This is a genomic window from Corallococcus sp. AB030, from assembly GCF_003668965.1.
Lineage (GTDB): Bacteria > Myxococcota > Myxococcia > Myxococcales > Myxococcaceae > Corallococcus > Corallococcus exiguus.
Genome location: NZ_RAWQ01000017.1, coordinates 20,517 through 42,247, shown reverse-complemented (window position 1 = coordinate 42,247; position 21,731 = coordinate 20,517). Strand labels below are relative to the sequence as shown.

The window sequence follows — 21,731 nt, the reverse complement described above, 5'->3', positions numbered from 1 at the left end:
AGTCGTCGCTACGCCGCGGGCGTGAGGTCCCGCACCCGCTCCAGCGAGCGGCGGATGCGGTCCTCCATCAGGTTCGGCATGTGCGCCGCGCGGGCCAGCGCTTCTCCGAGCGCGAGCATCGCCTCCGCGAAGTCGCCCCGGCGCCAGGCCGCGAGGCCCATCATCTCCAGGACCTCCAGCGGCTCCTGCTCCACGGAGGCCTGGGCGGAGCGCTCGCGCAGCGCGTGCCACTCCTCCACGGTCGCGTCCTTCGAGGCCAGCTCCACCATGGAGAAGAGCACCTCCTCCGACGGGCTGAGGTTCACGCCGTGCCGGTTGGTCGCCATCGCCTGCCGCACCTGCTCCAGCAGGTCGCGCGCCCGGTCGTGCCTGTCCGTCCACGCCATGGCCCGCGCCTGGAGCAGCAGCGCCCAGGGACGGTGCGCCACCTCCGGATGCCGGCGCTCCAGCACGATGGCCCGCGCGATGTGCGGGGCCGCGGCCTCCACGTCGCCCGCCTGGTAGTACAGCTCGCCCAGGTTGTACTCGGCGAAGTACTCCCAGCCCACCACGCCCAGCTCGCGCCCCAGCTGCATGAAGCGCTCCTGGTCCTTCAGCGCGTTCGTCAGGTCGCGCCGAGCCACTCGCAGGTTGCGGCGGTTGTTGATGGCCGAGCCCAGGTGGAAGCGGTCTCCGCGCTCCGTGCACGCGCAGATGAGCTCGTCCAGCACGCGCTCCGCGGCGTCGATGTCGCCCAGGCTCGGCAGGATGGCCACCAGCAGGAGCAGTGAAACCACCAGCGTTTCGTAGCCCGCGTCGCCCAGCTTCCGCGCCCGCTCCGCCGCGGCCTCCAGGGTCATGAGCGAGTCCATCCATTCGCCCTTGCGGAACTGCGTGCGGCCGAGCGCCAGCAGGAGCCGCGCCTGCACGTAGGGCGACGTCACCGTCTCCGTCAGCTGCTTGGCTTCCTGGACCCGCGCCTCGCTGCGCGCGTAGTCGTTCACCCAGTCGAGCGCCACCGCCTCGTCGAGCAGCAGCTCCACCTCCGCGCGCGCATCCCCCACGCTCCGCGCCCGCTCGCGCGCGATGGCGAAGTCCGTGAGCGAGTCCTCGTACCGGCCGATGCGGTAGCGCATCAGGCCCCGGCCCCGCAGCGCCGTGAGCCTGCGCAGCTCGTCCTCGGGCTCGATGAGCTCCAGGGCGCGCGTGTACATGGCCTCCGCGTCCAGGTACGCGTGACGGCCGCGCGCGGACTCCGCGATGTCGATGGTCAGCGCCGCCGCCTCGTCGCGCAGGCCCCCCGACGCGGCGTGCAGCGCGAGCCGGGCCAGCCGCTGGCGCTCCTGCGCGCCCGCCGGGCTCAGGTAGTGGCGGTACGCGGCGTGGTGGATGCGCGCCTTCTCCTCCGCGGGCAGGCCCGCGACCACGGCCTCGCGCACCAGCTCGTTGCGGAAGCTCAGCCCCTCCGAGCGGTGCTCCACCAGCAGCCCCAGGTCCAGGAGCCGCCGCGTCGCATGCCCCGTGTCCAGCGGGAACTGGGAAGCCGCTCCGTCGCGCTCCAGCTCGCGCACCACGCCGTCCGCCGCCGTGCCGGTGAAGGTCGCGCCCAGCAGCGCGCACAGCCGGGCATGCGCGGCGAGCGCCGGAGGCAGCGCGCCCAGTTCGCGGTCCGCCAGCCACTCCACCAGCCGCAGCTCCGGCAGGCGGTCCAGTTCATCCGTGACGAGGTACCAGTTTCCGCCCGGCGCGCGCTGACGCACCAGCCCCTGACGCTTGAGGCCGCGCACCAGCTCCACCAGGAACAGGGGCACGCGCTGCGCGCGATCGATGATGCGCTCCACCGCCTGCGCCGGCACGTTCTCCACCGGCTTGAGCAGCGCGCGGCACAGGGCATGCGCGTCGCCCGGGGCCAGGCCGGACAGGGGCAGGTCCAACTGGCGCGCGGCGCGGGCGCTCCACGCTGGACGGCTCTGCTCGAAGCCCGGGCGCACCAGCACGCAGATCCACAGCGGCACGCGCGTCTCCGCGAGCGCCGCGTACTCCAGCGCGTCCAGCGCCGTCTCCTCCGCGAAGTGCGCGTCGTCCACGATGAGGCACAGGGGCCGTTCGCGGGCGTGCGCCGCCAGCAGCTCGCCCGTAGCGCGCATGGCCAGCGAGCGCAGCGCGCCCGGGGCCGCGGCCCAGCTGTGCAGCTCTGGCCCGCCCGGCGCGTACCACCCGAGCGTCGCGGCCACGCCCGGCCACAGCTCCATGCCCAGCCGGGTGCCCAGCCGGTCGAGGATGGCGGTGCGGCCGTCCTCCTGCGTGTCGGTGTCGTCGCGGTCGAAGCCGTGCAGCGCCACGCGCAAGAGCGTGCGCAGCGTGCCTTCAGGGTCGCCCTGCACGGGCTCACGCGCGCGCAGGGAGTGGACGCGCGCGTGCGGCAGCGCGGCCCTCAGGCGCAGGCCCAGCGTGGAGGACAGGTGGCTCTTGCCGTGGCCCCGGTCGCCGCGCACGGTGACGATGGTGGGCGCCGCGTCCGTCACCGCGGACCGGGCGCTCTCCAGGAGCTGCTCCAGCTCCACGTCGCGGCCCACCAGCATCGCGCTGCCCAGCTGCAGCACGGTGGCGTCCGGCCGGGGCGCGGCGCCCGAGGGCGCGGGGCGCATCAGCCCGGACCGTCCCGCCACCGGCAGGCACGGCACCTCCGGCACGGCCTCCGCGGCGGCGGGGGAGAGCAGGGGCCCGCGCAGCTCCACGAGGTGGGGGTAGCGCTCCTCGCGCGCGAAGATGGCGCCCAGGTAGCGGGGAGCGCCGTCGCGGCGGCGCTGCACGGTGACGTTGGCCACGTCGACGATGGACACCGGGGCGAGTCCCCGCTCGGCCAGTCCTTCGGCGGCCCGCAGCGCGCGGCGCACGGGGTTCTCTCCCACGTCGGGGTCGAAGACGCCCGCGAAGCGCTCGCCCTCCGCGAAGGCCATGTGGCCTCCGTAGGCGGTCAGGGCCTTCTGCATCGCCACGGGGTTGGCGCGCGAGAAGGTGAACAGCACCGCCACCGAGCGGCGCGTCTGGGCGGGGCGCACCTCGGGCAGCAGGGTGAGCCGGGGCGCGGGCTGCACGGCGGACTGGCCCGCGTGGTCCAGCGCCGCGCGCAGGGCCTGGGCCACGGCGGCGGCGTCGCGGGGACGGCGCGCGGGCTCCTTGGCCAGGCAGCGCAGCACGACCTCCTCCACGGGTGGCGCCACCGGGGCGTACTCCGAAGGAGGCGGAGGCCGCAGCGACAGGTGCGCCTGGAGCACCTCCGTGAGCGAGCCGAAGAAGGGCGGACGGCCCGCGATGAGCTCGTAGAGGATGGCGCCCAGCGCGTACACGTCCGTGCGCGCGTCCAGGACCGCGTGGCCGGCGCACTGTTCGGGCGCCATGTATTCGGCGGTGCCGGCGAAGGAGGACGTGTCGCCGGGAGTGCCGTCGTCCGCGAGCACGCCGGGGGTCGGACGCTGCACCAGTCCGAAGTCGAAGACGCGGGCGCGCTTGTGGGCGTCGTCCAGGAAGACGTGCTCGGGCTTGAGGTCGCAGTGCACCAGTCCGTGCGCGTGCACGACGGCCACCGCCTCCAGGAGCGCGTTGGCGCGAGGCCCGAACTCCTGCGGCGACATGGGCCCGGACACCCGGGCCAGCCAGTCCGCCAGCGTGGGCAGGGGCACGTACTCCATGTCGACGAAGCGCTGTCCACCGGGCAGCGTGCCCACGGCATGGAGCGCGGGCACGGTGGGAGGACCGATGACGCGCAGGGCCTCCGCCTCGCGGGCCAGCTGCGCCTCCGCGAGCGCGATGCCGGGCCGCGCCAGCTTCAGCGCGATGCATTCACCCTCGGTGCCGTCGGCGGAGCGCTTGTGCGCGGCCAGCAGCACGCCGAAGCCACCGCGCGCGATGACCTTCTCGCAGCGGTAGCCCGGGACGTCGGGCACGACGAGCGAGGCATCGGATGGCGGAGCGATGGGAGGCGAGACGCCGGGCGGGCATGGCGCATGAGAGCCCTCCCAACGCCGCCCGCATGTGAGGCAGCGCGGCACGAGCGCCACTCTATGCCAGCGCCGCCGTGATTTCCGAACCACCAGGGTCGGTCATTCGACGGACACGTGAAGCATCCGTCAGAAGGCCGGAGGGCTTCCAGGCGTCACATCCTGTGAACCACGCGACACCGGACATCCGGGGCAGCCAGCAAGTCAGAGGGTCGACCGCGCACCGGCTGCGTCAATTCACACCGCATCGCGCAACGATGTCAGGAGTCCCTGCTAGCCCTGTTCAACAGGAGGAACAGGCATGAAAGGGATTCAGTCGCCGAGGCGCGAGTGGCTGTGCCTGGTGCTCATCGCGGGGCTGGTGGGCTGCGCGGGGGGACGTGCCGGTTCGTTGCCGGTGGGGCTGCACGGCTACGCGCGCTACCACAGCGCATCGCCGGCACCGTTGCATGGGGGCGCGGCGTCCGAGGGCGCGGGCGGCACGGTGGGGGATGAGGCTCCGGTGCGCGTGCCTCCGGGAACGGTGCTCATCGGGAGCGCGGAGGAACGGACGCGGCAGGCGGTGGAGCTGGGCCTGCTGGAGGTGGACGCGTTCGAGAAGCTCTTGCTGCGCGCCGGGCTGGAGGAGCCGCCGGTCCGTCGCAATCCCTTCACGCCCGAGGACGCGGCGGAGGTGCTGAACCGGCTGATGGGGAGGCCGGTGACGCCAGGCACGTATCCGCCGCGCATGGCGGCGGGCTTCGTGCTGCGCGAGGTGCTGGAAGGCGGCGCGGTGTCGCGCGAGGAGTTGGTGCGCCGGGTGGAGCGCTTCGTCCGGGAGCAGGTGGCGGTGCTGCGGCCGGACGGGTACCTGGCCTGGGCGCTCGATGGGCGCACGCAGCAGAAGGTGGGGACCGTGCAGTGGAAGGACGGGACCTTCCGCGCGGGCAACTTCGAGCTGGGGCGCTTCTACAGCGGCAAGGGCGGTGTCTTCCGCGGAGTCGATGCGCAGCTGCGTGCGGCGGATTGGCGCCCGCTCGCGGAGGTGTACGACGACGCGGATGTCCTCAGTCGCTCCCTGGATGGCGCGGAGGACGCGTTCGTGGAGCTGTACCACGGCATGGGGCAGTTGCTGTCCCATCCCACGGACAGCTTCGCGAGTCTGCGCCATCTCCCGCAGGGCGTGGCGGCGCTCATCGCGTCATCGCCCGAGTATTGGGAGCGCTTCCGGTACATGACGGAGGGCGAGCAGATCCGCGAAGCCGCGCGGCTGACCACGAACGTCATCACACTGTGGGGCACGGCCTCGGTGACGACGCGCACGTTGACGCGAGCAGCGGCGGGAGTGGAGGCCACCGTGCCCGTGCTCGCGGTGTCCGCGGAGGGACTGCTCAGTGTCGAGCGCGTCGCGGTGCCCGTGGGACGCGCGGCGGCGGTGCTGAGTGGAGGACCCGGGGCGGCCATCGTCCTCCAGAAGGCCAACGCGACACCGGCTCCAGCCGAGCCAGGAAAGTGGGGGCCAGCCGAGGAGTCGATGTCCGCGCGGGCCCGGCGCTACCAGGAGCAGATCTCCGGGCACTCAGCGGACGAGGCCTACTGGGTCGGTGGAGTGGGAAGGAACAGCGGCGGCGTGAAGTTCGACGGCTTCCGGGACGGAGTGCTACGGGAGGCCAAGGGACCCGGCTACGCGAACAAGTTCCAGGAAAGCCTGGCGCCAAAGGGCTGGTTCGAGGAAACGGGGGCCAGGCAGCTCCGGGACCAAGCGGAGCGGCAGTGGAGAAAGACGCGGAACATGGGAGTCCGCATCGAGTGGCATGTCGCGGAGAAGAAAGCGGCGGATGCCATCCGGAGCCTTCTCAAGGGTGATGGTATGGACGGAATCGAAGTCGTTCACACTCCGGCACGCTGATCAGAGGACCCCTTGACCACCGAGTCCAAGCCCCAGGCCTACCCGGATAGCTTCTTTGTGGGTGCCTACTGGGGGGCACGTCGGGAGTCGCCAGAAGCGTGCGCGCGTCGTGCGGCGGTCTTCCTGGAGCTCCTGGCAGCATGCGATCCGCTCCTGGCCCACTGGTACAAGTCCATCCGTTCCCGTAAGGGCACGCAGAAGCTGTCATTGATGCCGCCCGACGTGTCAGTGCTCACGGACTTGTTCCGGCGGGGCGTCAACCGTGAGGGCCGAGGACCCGTTATCGAGGAACTGGGCCTCCGCGTCGGCTTCCTCAACGGAGGTGCCGCCTCCGATGACGCACGCCTGAGCATCAAATGCGGAGCCTTCGATGCCCCCAGTCCCAACAACTGCATCTTGTCCCTCCCATTCGACGGACCGACCGCGGAGCGGGTGTTGACCCCCTCCGTGCTGGAGGCCGTGATGCGCGGAATGGTGGTCGCGTGGGAGCCGGACTGGATCGCGGCCATGTCCAGAGATCATCGGGATCTGGATGATCCGGACAACAGGACCAACGCATGGGTCGGCTGGGTGACCTACTTCTCCAAGCAGCGAGGCACCGTGCCCCCACTGCCCGCGCCCGTGCGAATCGAACCGGTGGAGGACAAGGGCACGCTCATCCTCCTGACCCCGGAACGCTTCACGGTGGCCAACCCGGAGCACGTGGCCCTGGCCAATCGCGTGCGCGAGTTGCTCACCCGGGCCGGGCTCATCAAGACCCGCTGAAAGAAAAACGGCGCGCTCCACCCTGGCTGGCGGAGCGCGCCAACAACAGTCCTACCGCTGCGGCACCTCAATCGCACGCAGCAGCGACCCATCCTGTCCAGGTACCCGCGCACGCAACAGCAGCGCGGCCCCAGGCTCCGCGGACGTCAGGGCCTGTGCCGCCTCCGCGACGCCAGACACCTTCTGGTCACCCACCTGCGTCAGCACCATCCCGGGCGCCAGGCCCGCGCGCTCCGCGGGGCTGCCGGACTCCACCGCCACCACCTGCGCGCCGCCGCTGCCGTCCTGCGCCTCCGACAGCCTCAGGCCCATCCGCTTCGACAGGGGCGCGGGCGTCGAATCCCGAGGCGTCATCTCCTCCTCACCCCGCTGAGTCGGCCGGGTGCCCAGCTTCACCGGCACCTCCATCGCCTTGCCGCCGCGCACCAGGCTCACCTTCACCTCGCTGCCCGGCTTGAGCAGCGCCACCGCGCGCGTCAGCGATCCGGCGGAGTCCACCGCGCGCTCGCCCACGGACGTGATGATGTCCTCCTCGCGCAGGCCCGCCTTCGCACCGGGGCCGCCCGCGCTGACGCCGGCCACCACCGCGCCCTTCGCCGCGTCCACGCGCAGCGCGCGCGCCAGCTCCGGCGTGAGGTCCTGCACCGCCAGGCCCACCCAGCCCCGGCGCACCACGCCCGTCTCCTGGAGCTGCGGCAGGAGCGCCTGGATGAGGTTCGCCGGCACCGCGAAGCCAATGCCCGTCGCGCCGCCGATGATGGCCGTGTTCATGCCCACCACCTCGCCCTTCATGTTGAAGAGCGGGCCGCCGGAGTTGCCGGGGTTGATGGCCGCGTCCGTCTGCAGGAAGTCGTCATATGGACCCGCGTGGATGTCGCGCGCCCGGGCGGACAGGATGCCCGCGCTCACGCTCGACGCGAGCCCGAACGGATTGCCAATGGCCATCACCGGATCGCCCACGCGCAGACCATCCGAATCCCCCAGCTTCACGAACGGCAGGTTCCCGGACACGCCCTTCAACTGGATGAGCGCCACGTCCGTGAGCGCGTCGCGGCCCAGCACCTCCGCCTCGAACGAGCGCCCGTCCTCCAGCTTCACCCGGACGGTGTCCGCGCCCTCCACCACGTGGTTGTTCGTGAGCACCAGGCCGGACGGGTCGATGACGAAGCCCGACCCCAGCCCCTGCTTCGAGGGCGCGCCGCCCTCGCCAAAGGGATTCTGTCTGCCCTGCATTCCGAAGCGCTCGGCGAGGCCGGGGGGCAGGCCCTGCATCATCCCCCCCATCGCGGGGCGGGCGCGCGCCTGCACCTCCACGTTCACCACCGCGCCCTTCACGGTGTCCACGAGCGGCGCCAGCGACATGAGCGCGCCGGGAGACCCGGGCGTGGGTGAATAGACCGCCGGCTCCACCTTCGCGCCCGAGGGCGTGGTGGCTGTCTTCAACGACAGCGTGGGTCGGGCGGGGGGAGCCACGTCCGCGGCCGGCTTGCAGGCCCCCAGGGCGACCAGGGGCATCAGCGTGAGCGTGCGGGCAAGGTGGCGGCGGGACGGAAGCGTGCGGACCATCGTGCGTTCTCCTTGAGTGGCGGCCGGAAGAGGGCCTTCCGGTCGGAGATGGGAAAGAAAGAGTCGAACCGGATGCGGTGGGCACCCTGGGAAGGAGGCAGCGGTCCCGTTCCACCAGCGACACCGGGAGCCACCGGTGGCCCAGCTGCCTGAAGGGAGCTCTTGGAGGAAGCCCCGCATCCGGTCCGACGCCGGGACTCCATTGCAGTCCGTGGGCCAACCCCTCCAGAACCCCCCTTCAGAGGGGAACCGGGCCCCAGAAGGCCCCAGGGCGCGGGGCAAAGTGCCCCAACCGGGGCATTTCGCCCGGGGGCGGCGTGCCCCAGACCCCGCCCCCGCGGCTCCCGCCAGACATGGCACGGCGGATGCTCATGGAGCGAAAGGTCCCCCCGCGAGCGTCGCCGCCGCGGCACCTTCAACCCCTCCAGGAGTTCACGCCCATGGTGCACGAGCAATCAGAAGGAGTCGCGCGCGGCGCGGCCTGGGAAGACCCCCACTCGGAGCCCGCGAGGCCTCCTCGCATCCTGGTCGCGGATGATCAGACGGAGATGCGCACGCTCATCCGCAAGATGCTGGTGCGGCGCGGTTATGACGTGGTGGAGGCGTCGGACGGGCCGGACCTGGTGCGCGTCCTCATTGAAGGGCTGACGGCGGAGGAGTCGCGCGCGCCCGACCTCATCATCACGGACGTGCGCATGCCGGGCTTCACGGGCCTGGAGGTGCTCGCCCGGCTGCGGCGCGAGCAGTGGAACACGCCGGTCATCCTCATCACCGCCTTCGGCGACGTGCACCTGCACCGCGAGGCCCTGCGCCTGGGGGCTGCCTGTGTGCTCAACAAGCCGTTCGACATGGACGAACTGCGAGGCGCGGTGGAGGTGGCCCTCGCGGTGACACGCGAGTGACGCCACCCCGGGTGATGGCGCGCTAAGGTGGCGCGGCAATGCCTGTCGCAAGGAAGCCCATGCGCCGCCTCCCCTGGTCCCTCTCGTTGTCGCTCCTGTGCCTGGCATGCGCGCCCACGCAGCGCCAGACGCCGGACGCGGGCACTCCGGAGGTCAAGCCCCAGAGGCTGGTGGCGCACATCGTCCACACCTACCCGCACGACCCCACGGCGTTCACGCAGGGGCTCCAGTTCCACCAGGGCCAGCTCTACGAGAGCACCGGTGAGAAGGGCGACCTGCGCCGCATCTCGCTGGAGCAGGCGGCGCCCCTGTGGAAGCAGCCCCTGCCGGACGTGTTCCCAGAGGGGCTCGCGAGCGACGGACAGCGGCTGTACCAGCTCACCTGGCAGGACGAGACGCTCTTCGTGTGGAACGGCGCGCCGCCCGCGCAGGAGAAGCAGGTGGAGTACGACGGCGAGGGCTGGGGCCTGTGCTACTGGCAGGGCCAACTGGTGCGCAGCGACGGCACGTCCACGCTGCGCTTCCACGACCCGAAGGACTTCCACGTGAAGTCCCAGGTGCAGGTGACGTTGCAGGGTGTGCCGCAGGAGATGCTCAACGAACTGGAGTGCGCGGAGGACGGCGTCTACGCCAACGTCTGGCATTCCAACAACATCCTGAAGATTGATTACGCCACGGGCCGCGTGCTGGCGGTCATCGACGCATCGGCGCTGGCGCAGGCGGTGCGAGGCCGGGTGCGCAGCTACGAGGCGGTGCTCAACGGCATCGCGCTGGAGCCCGGCACCGGCCGCCTGTTCCTCACCGGCAAGCTGTGGCCCGACCTCTTCGAAGTGACGCTGGTGGGGCCCGCCGCCACGCCGTAGCGCATTCCAGTCCTCCCGCTTCAGGCGGAGGGGGACTCACCCTGTCTGGAAAAGCGCCGCCGCACGGTCCGGACCACCTCCGCGTCCCAGCGCGGTGACAGCAATTCCAGCGCGGTCCGCCGGAAGGGCAGGGCACACGCCAGGCACGCCAGCGTCGCGGCCAGTCCAATGAGCGTGTTCTGCCAGGAGCCCAGGTTCCACTGCCCGGACCATGACCACGGCTCCATGCTCGTGGGCCACAGGTAGTGGATGGGCCAGTCCGGCCCGCTGCCGGCGAGGTCGCACAGCAGATGACCGTGGAACGCAGCCACCGACAGCAGGGCCACCGCTGCTCTTTGCCGCGCCAGCGCCGTACACACCGCCATGGTGACGAGCGCTCCCACGTAGCCATGAAAAATCACGTGGTGATAACGCGAATAAAGCTCTTCACCCGCCAGCAATGACAAACCATCCAGGTCCGGCGCGAGTCCCGCGCAGGTGACCAGGATGCGGTCACGCCGTTCGCGCAGGCCTTGCGAGAGGAGCCAGGACAATTCGGCGTGGACGATGGGATTCATGGGTGTGCACTAGCGTACGGCATGCCGGGGCCACGGCGAAGGTTCCCGGGGCAGTGCGTTGAGAAAGTGGGGGGCAATGACTCATCATGAATTCCATCTCCGCGCACCCGCGTCTGGGCATCGCCACGCTTTTTGAAGCGCACGCACGAAACACACCCGAGGCCGTGGCGCTGCATTCTGACGGCGGTGTGCTCCGCTATGACACGCTCAACCGGCGCGCGAACCGGCTGGCGCGGCGGCTCCAGGCGCTCGGTGTGGGGCTCGACCAGCCCGTGGGCATCCTCGCCGAGCGCACACCGGAAACAGTGGTGGGATTGCTGGGCATCCTGAAGGCAGGAGGCGCCTATCTCCCCCTGGACCCGAGTCATCCTCCGGAGCGGCTCGCCGCGATGGTGGCGGACTCCGGGGTGCGGGTCCTCGTCGGACGGCGTGAGGCGGTCCAGGGGCTGCGCTTCCAGGGGCACGCCGTCGAGCCTCCCTCTTCGGATGAACCTCTGGAGGCGCAGGATGCCGTGAACGTGAAGAGCGGAGCGGGGCCGGACTCGCTGGCGTATGTGCTCTACACGTCCGGCTCCACGGGCAGGCCCAAGGGTGTGTGCATCCCGCACCGGGGCGTGGCGCGGCTGGTGCTGGACGAAGGCTTCATGGGCTTCCGGCGCGAGGACCGAGTCCTCCAGGCCGCTTCGTATGCCTTCGATGCCTCGACGCTGGAGGTCTGGGGCGCGCTGCTGAACGGCGCGACGCTGTGTCTGGTTTCACGGGATACCCTGCTGTCGCCTCCGCTCCTCGCGGCGAAGCTCCAGCGGGATGCCATCTCCGCCGCGGTGCTGAGCACGTCGCTGTTCCATCAACTGGCCGCCGCCATCCCGGATGCGTTCGGCGGGCTCCGTGTCCTGATGGTGGGCGGCGACGTGCTGGACCCCAAGTGGGTGGCGCGAGTCATGGCGAAGGGAAAGCCCCAGCGGCTGCTCAACAGCTATGGCCCCACGGAGTGCACCACCTCCGCGACGGCGTATGAGCTCCTCGCGCCTCCGGAGCCGGGCGTGTCCATTCCCATCGGCAGACCGCTCGCTCGGCTCCAGTTGCATGTCCTGGACGACGCGGGGAAGCCGCTGTCCGTGGGCGAAGTGGGGGAGCTGTACCTGGGCGGAGAGGGGCTCGCGCGGGGCTACCTGAACCGCCCCGTCCTCACCGGCGAGCGGTTCCTGCCGGATCCGTTCAGCGACGTGCCCGGGGCGCGGATGTACCGGACGGGAGACCGGGCGCGGTGGCTCCAGGATGGCAACCTGGAGTTCCTGGGGCGGGTGGACCACCAGGTGAAGATTCGCGGCGCGCGAGTCGAGCTGGCGGAGATCGAGAGCGTCCTGCGCACCCACCCGCGAGTCGGTGACGCCGTGGTCCGAGTGCACGAGGTCTCCCCGGGCGACAAGCGGCTCGTCGCGTATGTCTCACCGCGCGGGGTGGAGGACGCGGAGCTGCGCGCGTATCTGGGGACGAAGCTGCCGGACTTCATGCTTCCCCATGCGGTCATGGCGCTGGAGCACATGCCGCTCAACGCCAGCGGCAAGGTGGACCCCTCGCGGCTTCCAGTGCCGCGCTTTGGTTCGGGGGAGGGGGAGACACCGCGCACGCTGCTGGAGCAGGAGATTGCTCGCGTCTGGTCGGAGGTCCTGGGGACGCAGCAGGCGGGAACGCAGGACCGCTTCATGGAGTCAGGCGGGGACTCGCTGCTCGCGATCCGTTTCATTGAGCGGCTGGAGCAGGCGGTGTCGGTCCGTCTGCCCGTGCGGACGCTCTTCGACAGTCCGAACATCGCGGAGCTGGCGCGGTCGGTGGAAGCGGCGCGGGGAACGATGCGAAGCATCGATGTACCCCCCATCGTCCCGGTGGACCGGACACAGCCCCTGCCCCTGTCTGATTCCCAGCGGCAACTGTGGCTCCTGGAGCAGCTGGCACCCCGGAGCGCCGTCTACAACGAGCCCTTCACGCTGTATCTGCCCGGTGACCTCCAGCCCGAAGCGCTGGAGCGCGCGTTCCGGTCACTCATCGCCCGGCATGAAGTGCTGCGGACGACCTTCGGCTCCACTCCGGACGGTCCGTTCCAGCGCGTGCATCCGGACATGCAGTTCCACCTGCGACGTGTGGACCTGCACGCTGTGCCCGGAAGCCTGCGGAGCGCGAAGGCATTGCAGTTGGCCACCCAGGAGGCGCGTGAGTCCTTCGACCTGGAGCACGGGCCGCTGCTGCGTGCGACGTGGATGCGATTGAGCGCGACGGAGAGCCGCCTCGCCCTGGTGATGCACCACCTCATCGTGGATGGCTTCACGATGGCGGCGTTCCTCCAGGAACTGCACGGGTTCTACCTGGCGGAGGCACCTTCGCTGCCGCCACTGCCGCTCCAGTACGGCGACGCCGCTGTCTGGCAGCAGGGGGGCCGCTACCAAGAGGCCATCGCATCGCACCTGGACTGGTGGAAGCAGACGCTCGCGGGGGCTCCGCACCTGGAACTCCCCATGCAGCATCCCCGCCCCCAGGTCCCGAGCTTCCGCGGGGCCAAGCACGTCGTGCGAATCCCCGGAGACCTGCTGGAGTCCGTGAAGGCGCTGGGACGTGGAGAGGACTCCTCGCTCTTCATGACGATGCTGTCCGTGTTCGGCGCGCTGCTGCACCGCTACTCGGGGGCGGAGGACCTCATCGTCGGCGGTGCCTTCTCCGGGCGGAGCCGCGCGGAGTCGCGGGCCATCTCCGGGCACTTCGTGAACCTGCTGCCGCTGCGGCTGCGATTCTCCGAAGGGCTGACCGTACGAGGCCTGTTGGCACAGGTGCGTCGCGTCTGCCTGGAGGCGCTCGAACATCAGGACGCGCCGCTCGTGCGCATCGTGGAGGCGGTGAACCCGGCGCGCATCCCTGGCGCCAACCCGTTGTTCCAGGTGTGCTGCACGCTGGAGCCGCGCATCGCGGTGCCGGCGTCGGACTGGAGGGTGGAGCCCCACGACGTCGACACAGGGACGTCGAAGCTCGACCTCTCCATCGAGCTGGATGAGCGGCCCGACGGCATGTCCGTGCGGTGGGAGTACGCGCTGGACGTCTTCGAGCCCTGGATGATCCACCAGCTGGGTCAGCACTTCGTGACGCTGCTGCGCGAGGCAACACAGGACCCGGAGCAACGGGTCTTGGCGTTGCCGCTGCTCTCGGAGGCGGAGCAATCACAGGTGCTCGCCTGGGCTCATGGACCCGTGCGCGACGTGTCGCACGCGGACTGTCTGCACCCCCTGTTCGAAGCACAGGTGGTGCGCACGCCAGACGCGCCGGCCCTCGTCTTCCAGGGACGGTCCCTGAGCTACCGGACGCTGAACGCGGAAGCGAACCGGCTGGCCCATCACCTCATCTCCCAGGGCGTCCGGCCTGGAGACTTCGTGGGCATCTGTGTCCAGCGTTCCTTCGAGCTGATCATCGCCCTGCTGGCGACATTGAAGTCGGGCGCGGCCTACGTGCCGCTGGACCCCGCCTATCCCAGGGCACGGCTGGAGTTCACGGTGCGGGACGCGGGGCTGAGGCTCATCCTCGCGCAGGAGACGACGCTCGCGCTCATGGACGGTGTGGGCGTCCCGGTGGTCGCGCTGGAGCAGGTGCGCGGCGGTCCGGAGGACACGCCACGGGTCCACGTCACCGGGGATGACCTCGCGTATGTCATCTACACCTCCGGCTCGACGGGGCAGCCCAAGGGCGTGTGCATCAGCCACCGGAGCGCGGCGCACCTGACGGAGACCGTGGCCTGGGACTTCGGCTTCGCACCGGGACAGCGCGTGGCGCAGTGCGCGCGGTATGGCTTCGACTTCTCCGTCGCGGAGATCTTCCCGACGCTCTCCTCCGGCGCCACGCTGTACCTCATGGCCCAGGAGGACGTGGCCGCCGGTGAGGAGCTGGCGGACTTCCTGGAGACCCAGCGCATCCACACCGCGATGTTCACGCCGTCTGCGCTGGGCTCCATGGCGTGGCGGGCGCTTCCGGACCTGAAGACGCTCGCGATTGGAGGCGAGGAGCTTCCCGCGCGGCTCGTGGACACGTGGGCTCCGGGCCGCCGGTTCATCCAGGTCTACGGGCCCACCGAGGCCACGGTCTTCACGACGACCGTGGAGTGCATGGCCGGCGAGGGCCCGTACCCCATCGGGACACCCCTCTCCGGTTACGAGGTCTACCTGCTGGATGAAACCCTGATGCCGGTCCCGGTGGGCGTGCGCGGCGCGCTCTACATCGGAGGCAAGGGGCTGGCGCACGGCTACCTGCACCGCCCCGAACTCGACGCGGAGCGGTTCATCCCGCATCCCTTCAGCTCCGAACCGGGCGCGCGCCTCTACAAGAGCGGAGACATCGCCAGTCATCGCCCGGACGGCGGCATCGACTTCCACGGGCGCTCCGACCGCCAGCTCAAGCTGCGCGGCTTCCGCATCGAGCTGGGCGAGATCGAGGCTGCGCTGCGCAAGCACCCCGATGTCCGGGACGCCGTGGTCGAACCGCGGCTGCTCGCGGGAGAGCGGCACCTGGTGGGCTACGTCATCCCCCGGGATGCCGCTGTGACGCCTTCGTTCAAGGAATCGCTGGGCGAAACACTTCCCCCACACATGGTTCCCCGGGAGTGGGTGCTGCTGGATGCGTTCCCGATGGGGCCCACGGGGAAGCTCGACCGCGGCGCGCTGCCATTGCCTTCCGTCAATGCCCAGGCTGCTCCCGAAGCGCCCGCGTCCACGGAGCGTGAGAAGGCATTGGAGCGCATCTGGTGCCGGATTCTCGGCGTGGAACGCGTCGGCAGGCAGGAGGGGTTCTTCGACGCGGGTGGGAACTCGCTGCTGCTCACTCGGGTCCAGTCCGCGCTGGCGTCGGAGCTGGGCATCCGCGTGAGCATGGCCACGCTGTTCCAGTTCCCGACCCTTGAATCCCTCGCGCGGCACCTGGACGCGGACTCGCACGTGCGACCGGTGACGCCGGAGCCCTCGCGAACCCTCGCGCGTTCCCCTGGCCCCATCGCCATCATCGGTACGGCCGGGCGGTTCCCGGGAGCACCCAGCGTCGAAGCGCTGTGGACGTTGCTGGTGGAGGGCCGTGAGGGCTTGTCCCGCTTCAGCCGGGAGACGCTGCTCGATGCGGGCGAGGATCCTCAGCTCCTGGACGACCCTTCCTATGTCCGTGCCTCCGGGCTGCTGGAGGACGTCGAGTTCTTCGACGCAGCCTTCTTCGGCTACAGCCCCCTGGACGCGCGGCTGATGGATCCGCAGCTCCGCATGTTCCTGGAGTGCGCATGGGAGGCACTCGAAGCGGCGGGCTACGACCCGAAGCGGCTGCCCGGCAAGGCGGGGCTGTTCGCGGGCTCGGGAGTGCCGCGCTACTGGTTGGATCAGGTGATGCCGCGCTTCCGTTCGCTGTCCGTGGCCGCGGAGGCGTACCGGTCCATCCTGGGCAATCCATGGCAGTTCCTCGCCACGGCGACGGCGTATCAACTGGGCCTGCGTGGGCCCGCGCTCACGGTGCAGACCGCTTGCTCCACGTCACTGGTGGCCGTGCACCTGGCCTGCCAGAGCCTGCGCGCGGGCGAATCCGATGTGGCCCTGGCGGGAGGCATCTCCCTCTTCGCGTCCGGTCCGTCCGGTTACCTCCATGAGGCAGGTGGCATCACCTCTCCGGATGGACACTGCCGTCCCTTCGACGCGAAGGGGCAGGGGACGGTGCCCTCCAGCGGCGTGGGCATCGTGGTGCTCAAGCGCCTGGAGGATGCGCTTCGGGATGGAGACTCCATCCATGCCGTCATCCGGGGCTCGGCCATCAACAACGACGGAAACGCCAAGGTCGGCTTCACCGCCCCGAGCGTGGAGGGCCAGCGCGACGTCATCACGCGAGCACACGCCGACGCGGGCGTTGCCGCTCGTGACATCACCTACGTCGAAGCCCACGGCACGGCGACGCCACTGGGCGACCCGCTGGAGGTCCAGGCGCTGCGGCTCGCCTTCGGAGCCCGTGAGGCGTCGGAGCCCGCGGTGGTCCTGGGGGCGCTCAAGAGCAACGTGGGGCACCTGGACTCGGCGGCCGGGGTGGCGGGGTTGATCAAGACGACGCTGGCCCTGGAGCACCGCTTCCTCCCGGGCACCGTCCACTTCGAGCAGCCCCATCCGGAAGCGGGCCTGGAGCGTTCGCCCTTCGTCGTGAGTCGCGAAGGGCGGCCGTGGTCCCTGCCTGAGGGTTTCCCACGTCTCGCGGGCGTCAGCGCGTTTGGCATTGGAGGAACGAATGCGCACGTCGTCCTCGAAGAGGCACGCCCCGCGCCCACCGTCGACGTGAGCACGTCGGCGGCGGAAGTGCTGGTGCTCTCGGCGCGGAGCGGGGATTCATTGAACGCGGCTTCGCGGCGGCTCGCGGATCATCTGGAACGGCATCCGGAGCAGCCCCTGGCGGACGTCGCGTACACGTTGCAGGAGGGACGGACGGCGTTCGGATACCGGCGCGCCATCGCGTGCGAGACACCCACGGAGGCCATCGCGAAGCTCCGGCGGGACGAGCCCGTGAAGCCCGCTTCGTCCCCGTATCCTGAAGTGTGCTTCCTGTTCCCGGGGACGGGCACCCAGGAGGCGGGCATGGGTGCGGCGTGGTACCGGCGCGCTCCGGCGTATCGCGAGGCCTTCGATGCATGCGCCGCCCTCTTCGGTCCGGAGATGGAGCGCGACCTTCGTGCCGTGCTGCTCACCGACGAGCGCGGAGCAAAGGCGGAGAAAGCACTGCGAGCACCCTCGCTGGGCATGGCCGCCATCTTCACGACGGAGTACGCGCTGTCGCGGCTGCTGGGTGCCTGGGGTCTCCACCCGACGAGCCTCCTGGGCCACAGCCTTGGGGAATACGCCGCCGCGTGTCTCTCCGGCGTCCTGTCGCTGGAGCAGGCCGTGTCGCTGGTCGCGCTGCGCGGCCGCCTCTGCGATGCACTGCCACCGTCCGGCATGCTGGCCGTGCCCCTGTCGGAAGGCGTGCTCACGCAGGCGCTGCCACCTGGACTGTCCCTGGCCGCGGTCAACGGACCCGGGCAGTGTGTGGTGTCCGGCGCGTTGGAGGTGTTGGAGGACTTCGTGGCGCGGCTGCGGGAGCGGGGCGTGAGGACGAAGCGGTTGCCGAACGCGAGCGGGTTCCACTCCGCGCTCGTGGAGCCCGCGATGCAACCGCTCACGGACCTGGCCAGGTCGATGCGCCCGAAGTCCCCGGCGATTCCCCTCATCTCCAACGTCACGGGCACCTGGCTGACCGCGGACGACGCGCACGACCGCACGTACTGGGCCCGTCACCTGAGGCACACGGTCCGGTTCTCCTCGGGGCTGGAGCTGCTGCTGGAGGACCGCGAGCGGTTGTTCGTGGAGGTGGGACCGGGACAGACGCTCTCAGCGTTGACGCTGTTGAACCACCGGGTAGGGCGGGAGCGGCTCGTGTTGCACACGCTCGGAGTGTCTACGGGACGGCGTCATCCACCGGAGAGTGATGAACAGGCCCTGCTCCATGCCGTGGGACAGCTCTGGTCCGCGGGCTTCTCCGTGGACTGGGGCATGGTGCGCGGCAGCGGACCGCGCAGGCGCGTCGTGCTGCCGACGTATCCCTTCGAGCGCAAGCGGTACTCGCTGGCGGAGAAGACGCCACGGCTGCCTCGGCCTGAAGTCACGAACGAGCCTCGGCCGCTCAGCCGTGAAGAGGTCCACGCCTCCATGGAAGCACTCTGGAAGGAGCTGCTCGGCGTGGACACGCTGACGCCGGACAGCCACTTCTTCGAGCTGGGCGGCACGTCGCTCCTGGTCGTGCAGCTCAACCGCGAACTCAAGACGCGGCTGTCGGTGAGCCTGTCACTGCATGCGGTGCTGGAACACCCGACGCTGGGCGCATGGGTGCGAGCGGTCCAGGACGAGCTGGAGCGTACGGGGCGGCCACTCACCAAGGCGGCACCGCTCCGGATGGAACTCCAGGAGGGACGGCGCGGACGCACGCCGCTCTTCCTGGTGCAGCCCATTGGGGGCACCGTCTACACGTACCTGCCGCTGGCGAAGCAGCTGGGCGCGGACACGCCGGTCCACGCGTTCCGCGCATCGGGGCTGGAGCCCGGTGAGGTGCTCTACCGCGACGTGTCCGCGATGGCCCGCGCGTACGTGGACGAACTGCTGACCTTCCAGCCCCAGGGCCCCTTCTGGCTGGGCGGCCACTCCTCGGGCGGCGTCATCGCCTACGAGATGGCGGTCGAGCTGCTGAAGCGGGGCCACTCCGTGGCGGGGGTCATCCAGATCGACACGGTGACGGTGGACGACTCGCACAGGCTGAACATCCGGAGCGTGGGAGACGTGCTCCGGCTCATCGACGCGTTCCAGGAGATCTCCCCGCGCGCGGCGGACGGGCTGCGGACGGCGATGGAGCTCGACACTCGGCTGCGCGACGTGGTGCTCGCCACCAACGAGGCCATCGCCGCGTACGCGCCGGGACGCCACGCGGTGCCGCTCGTGTACCTGCGGGCCACGGAGCGGGATGCGGTGCTGGACTCGCACGCGGCGGCCTGGTGGAAGGCGCTGACGACCGCTTCGTTCCAGTCCCACGACGTGCGCGGCAATCACTTCACCGTCATGGAGGAACCCCACGTGGCGGAGGTGGCGCGGCTCATCCGTGAGCAGCTGACAGCGGGAAGGGGAGGGGAGCGCGATGACCTCGACGCGGGATGAATGGAAGATGGAACTCTCACGGCGCTTCACCGCGTTCGTGGAGGCCTACGAGCGGGGCAGCCTGGAGGCCCTGTCCGAGCTGTTCTGGCACGACGACGACATCGTGGTCGTGGGCACGCACTCCAACCTCCACTTCATCGGCTGGGCGCAGGTGGAGCACTCCTTCCGCACCCAGTTCGGGAGCCTGCGCGACATCCGTGTGACGCTGCGCTCGGAGCAGCTCTGGCACGGGGGCGCACCGCCCTCCACGATGGCCTGCCTCACGGTGCCCGCGATGGACATCGCCCTGGTCGCGGGCGGCAGGCCCGTCACCTTCGAGGGCATCCGCGTGGCTTGCGCCTTCGAACGCCGGGGCGTCGAGTGGCGGATGGTCCAGATGCACTGGTCGCTTCCGCGCACGGAGGTGCTGGTGGACCACAAGCGCCGCTGATTACCCCGGAGGCAGCGGCGAGCGTCGCGGCGTGCCCAGCAGCTCCAGCGTGCGCAGCGCCACGTCCGCCAGCGTGGACGTGCATGGCATGCAGCCCCCGCCGCAGCAGGGAGCCCAGTCGCCCTCCGGATCCCTCAGCAATGGATACACACAGCCCCGTAGGGACTGGGGCAGCCCCGCGTCGTCACAAGCTTGAAGCAGCGCCGCCTGCACGGTGGCATCCTTCACATCCATGGCCACATCTTCCTAACTGACACCCGGAAGGAAGGCAGCCCATGCGCACGACCTCATCCGACCCGCGCTTCTCCCGCCGCGCCTCCGTGGTGCTCCTGGCGTTCCTCGCCTGCGCATGCACGAGGCCCGGCCCGTCCTCCCGCCCACCCGCGGACGACCCCACGCTGCGCCTCATGGACACCTTGCGAGCGCACGCACGGACGCTCGCTCCGGTGTGCTCGCCCTCCGCGGAGCTGCTCCAGCCCGGAGGCGGCATCGACCTGGAGCGCCTCCACGCCGCCGGTCACCCGGTCGTCGTCTGGACCGTGAACGACCTGCCCACGATGCAGGCCCTGCTCCAGCGCGGCGTGGACGGCATCATCACCGACCAGCCGGACCTCCTGATGCAGGCGGTGCGCGACTTCGACGCCAACGGCGACGGCACCCCTGGGGACCTGCTGGACGCGGACGGGCTCATCGACCCGAAGCGCTTCGATGCGCAGGGCCACCGGGGCGCGCGGAACCTGCGGCCGGAGAACACGCTGCCCTCCTTCGAGGCCGCGCTCGACCACGGGATGCCCACGCTGGAGCTGGACACCGTCCTCACCGCCGACGGCGTCGTCGTGGTCTCCCACGACCTGAACCTGTTCCCCACGAAGTGCCGCCACGCGGATGGAAGCCCGCTGACCGCTCCTGTTTCCATCGCGACCCTCACCGTCGCGGAGCTCCAGGCCCGCTTCGTCTGCGACCAGCTCCTGGAGGACCGTCCGGACCAGAAGAACGACCGCGCGCTCTCTCCGGAGGCCGTCGCGTTCGCCGACCGCACCGGACTCCCGGACCCCTACACAGTCCCCACCCTGAGCCAGGTGTTCGCCTTCGCGACGGACCAGGCGGACGCCGCCCATGAAGCCCGCGACCCGCTCCGCGCCCGGAACGCCCGCCGTGTGCGCTTCAATGTGGAACTCAAACGGACAACAGAGAAGACAGACATTGCTCCAGCCCATGGCGACGCGGTCGCCCGGCTCATCCATGAAGCTGGGCTCGTCCAGAGGTCGGACGTGCAGTCCTTCGACCTGCGCGCCGTGCGCTCCGTGCAGGAGCGACACCCGGAGCTGCGCACCGCCGTCCTCCTGAGGACGCGCCCCACCGCCGCGGATGTGGAGGCGGTCGAGTAGCCAGACGGTCCACTCCCCGACCGGGAAATCAAGGATTTAGTCAGGCGACGAAATCAACTTGCGCAAAATCGTTAGGGGCCTTACTAGACGCCTCGTCTTGGTCCCTACCCGCCCGAAAACCGCCACGCCGATGAAGCTCGTGCCCCGGTACGAGCGGCTGAAGCAGATGGCTCAGCGCTTCCCCTCGCTCGACCCCAGCGCCATCGAGACGTGTCTGACGATGCTGCGTCTCTCCAATGAACTGACCGGGGCCTACGAGGCGCACTTCGCACGGCACGGCGTGTCTCACGGACGCTTCGTCGTGCTGGTGCAGTTGTTCGCGGCGGAGGACGCGGGGGACACCCTGCGCCCCGCGGACCTCGCGGAGCTGTCGAGCTGCAGCCGCGCGACCATCACCGGCCTCCTGGACACGCTGGAGAAGGACGGCTTCATCTCCCGCACGGATCACCCCGAGGACCGGCGCATGTACTCCGTGCACCTCACCTCGAAGGGGCGCGAATTCATCCAGGGGATGATGCCCGACCACTACCGCCGCATCGCCGCGCTCATGGCTCCCTTGAGCATGGATGAGCGGGACACGCTTCGCGCCCTGCTCGCCAAGGTGTCCACCGGCATCCCCGCCCTGCGGGACCCCTGAGCCCCTTCCCACACCCCTTCTTCAACGCT

Annotated in this window: 12 protein-coding genes; 8 read left to right on the top strand and 4 right to left on the bottom strand. The window is 70.4% G+C overall.

The genetic code is table 11. The features are described 5' to 3' along the window. Window positions 1–8: 8 nt before the first annotated feature. Window positions 9–3,926 carry a serine/threonine-protein kinase PknK gene (locus tag D7Y15_RS06630; RefSeq protein ID WP_199745891.1) on the bottom strand — a complete coding sequence of 1,306 codons (3,918 nt, stop codon included), beginning with the start codon at window positions 3,924–3,926 and terminating at the stop codon, window positions 9–11. A 355-nt stretch (window positions 3,927–4,281) separates the two neighbouring features. Between D7Y15_RS06630 and D7Y15_RS46540 the strand changes: the two genes are divergently transcribed. Both D7Y15_RS46540 and D7Y15_RS06620 read left to right on the top strand, forming a co-directional pair. After that, window positions 4,282–5,868, top strand: coding sequence for a Tox-REase-5 domain-containing protein (locus tag D7Y15_RS46540; RefSeq protein WP_121752024.1), 1,587 nt, complete (start codon window positions 4,282–4,284; stop codon window positions 5,866–5,868). 12 nt (window positions 5,869–5,880) lie between these two features. Next, the gene (locus tag D7Y15_RS06620; protein ID WP_172811328.1) at window positions 5,881–6,633 is read left to right on the top strand and encodes an immunity 52 family protein; all 753 of its coding nucleotides are present in this window, start codon (window positions 5,881–5,883) and stop codon (window positions 6,631–6,633) included. Between the two features lie 51 nt (window positions 6,634–6,684). Here D7Y15_RS06620 and D7Y15_RS06615 read toward each other — a convergent pair whose 3' ends face one another. Further along, a complete protein-coding gene (locus tag D7Y15_RS06615; RefSeq protein ID WP_121752023.1) occupies window positions 6,685–8,199 on the bottom strand; it encodes a Do family serine endopeptidase in 1,515 nt (504 codons plus the stop codon). A gap of 440 nt (window positions 8,200–8,639) precedes the next feature. Here D7Y15_RS06615 and D7Y15_RS06610 point away from each other — a divergent pair, with 440 nt between their 5' ends. Further along, window positions 8,640–9,101: a response regulator gene (locus D7Y15_RS06610; protein ID WP_120579191.1), complete on the top strand. Its 462-nt coding sequence runs from the start codon at window positions 8,640–8,642 to the stop codon at window positions 9,099–9,101. Window positions 9,102–9,160: 59 nt separating this feature from the next. Beyond that, window positions 9,161–9,964, top strand: coding sequence for a glutaminyl-peptide cyclotransferase (locus D7Y15_RS06605; protein WP_120579190.1), 804 nt, complete (start codon window positions 9,161–9,163; stop codon window positions 9,962–9,964). A gap of 20 nt (window positions 9,965–9,984) precedes the next feature. Here D7Y15_RS06605 and D7Y15_RS06600 read toward each other — a convergent pair whose 3' ends face one another. Beyond that, complete coding sequence (locus D7Y15_RS06600; RefSeq protein WP_121752022.1) at window positions 9,985–10,521, bottom strand: metal-dependent hydrolase; 537 nt, start codon at window positions 10,519–10,521, stop codon at window positions 9,985–9,987. Window positions 10,522–10,607: 86 nt separating this feature from the next. Between D7Y15_RS06600 and D7Y15_RS06595 the strand changes: the two genes are divergently transcribed. Beyond that, window positions 10,608–19,247, top strand: a complete 8,640-nt coding sequence (locus D7Y15_RS06595) for a non-ribosomal peptide synthetase/type I polyketide synthase (RefSeq protein WP_121752021.1) — start codon at window positions 10,608–10,610, stop codon at window positions 19,245–19,247. Then, the gene (locus tag D7Y15_RS06590) at window positions 19,228–19,677 is read left to right on the top strand and encodes a nuclear transport factor 2 family protein (protein WP_121752020.1); all 450 of its coding nucleotides are present in this window, start codon (window positions 19,228–19,230) and stop codon (window positions 19,675–19,677) included. The genes D7Y15_RS06595 and D7Y15_RS06590 overlap by 20 nt, the downstream gene beginning before the upstream one ends. Here D7Y15_RS06590 and D7Y15_RS06585 read toward each other — a convergent pair whose 3' ends face one another. Next, window positions 19,678–19,911 carry a hypothetical protein gene (locus tag D7Y15_RS06585; protein WP_120579186.1) on the bottom strand — a complete coding sequence of 78 codons (234 nt, stop codon included), beginning with the start codon at window positions 19,909–19,911 and terminating at the stop codon, window positions 19,678–19,680. 41 nt (window positions 19,912–19,952) lie between these two features. Between D7Y15_RS06585 and D7Y15_RS06580 the strand changes: the two genes are divergently transcribed. Beyond that, window positions 19,953–21,065: a glycerophosphodiester phosphodiesterase family protein gene (locus tag D7Y15_RS06580; protein WP_121752019.1), complete on the top strand. Its 1,113-nt coding sequence runs from the start codon at window positions 19,953–19,955 to the stop codon at window positions 21,063–21,065. Window positions 21,066–21,195: 130 nt separating this feature from the next. Next, entirely contained in the window at window positions 21,196–21,702 is a 507-nt protein-coding gene (locus D7Y15_RS06575) for a MarR family winged helix-turn-helix transcriptional regulator (RefSeq protein WP_120581716.1), read from the top strand. The last annotated feature ends 29 nt before the right edge of the window (window positions 21,703–21,731 follow it).